The sequence below is a fragment of the Candidatus Gracilibacteria bacterium genome, assembly GCA_010119145.1.
Classification (GTDB): domain Bacteria; phylum Patescibacteriota; class Gracilibacteria; order BD1-5; family UBA6164; genus JAACSU01.
On sequence record JAACSU010000032.1, the window covers coordinates 1,130 to 1,670 of the forward strand.

Consider the following 541-nt stretch of genomic DNA (forward strand, 5'->3'; position numbering starts at 1 on the left):
GAGGCTAAACTCTTTGTGGTAAAACTTAAAGAACTTTGTAAGTAGTAGCAGAGTTTACTCTGCTTGTAGGGGTTCAATTCATTGAACCCGATAACTATGTCCAATAATAGTGTAATTAGGTTAGAAAAGGTAGGAAAGCGGTATCGGATTGGAAAAGAGAGATACCATTCCTTCAGGGAGGATTTAACCCATCTCTTTCGAAAGGTAAATATTCAAGTAAACTCTCGTCTATCTGTAGTAGCAAAGTTTACTTTGCTATGTAGTGGCAAAGCTTACTTTGCCCGTAGGACATCGTCGGCCAGAAAATTCCAGCAGGAAACTGGATAATTGGCTAAAGAGGAAATGAAAATATTTTATATTGTTCCTTTAGAGAGCATCCATGCTGAACGTTGGATGAGATATTTTGCAGATGCTGGCCACGACATACACCTAATAACTTCCGATAAACCATCCCAGATCATTAAGAACGTAAAGGTAAATCCACTTAAGAGATTTGGTCCACATTCCCCAATTATATCTCATTTAGTAAACTCGGTAGCAA

Annotated in this window: 1 protein-coding gene; it reads left to right on the top strand. The window is 38.3% G+C overall.

The features are described from left to right. Positions 1 to 342: 342 nt before the first annotated feature. Positions 343 to 541, top strand: a 199-nt coding sequence (locus tag GW846_06585) for a hypothetical protein (protein ID NDK10411.1), incomplete at its 3' end; no start/stop codon positions are given.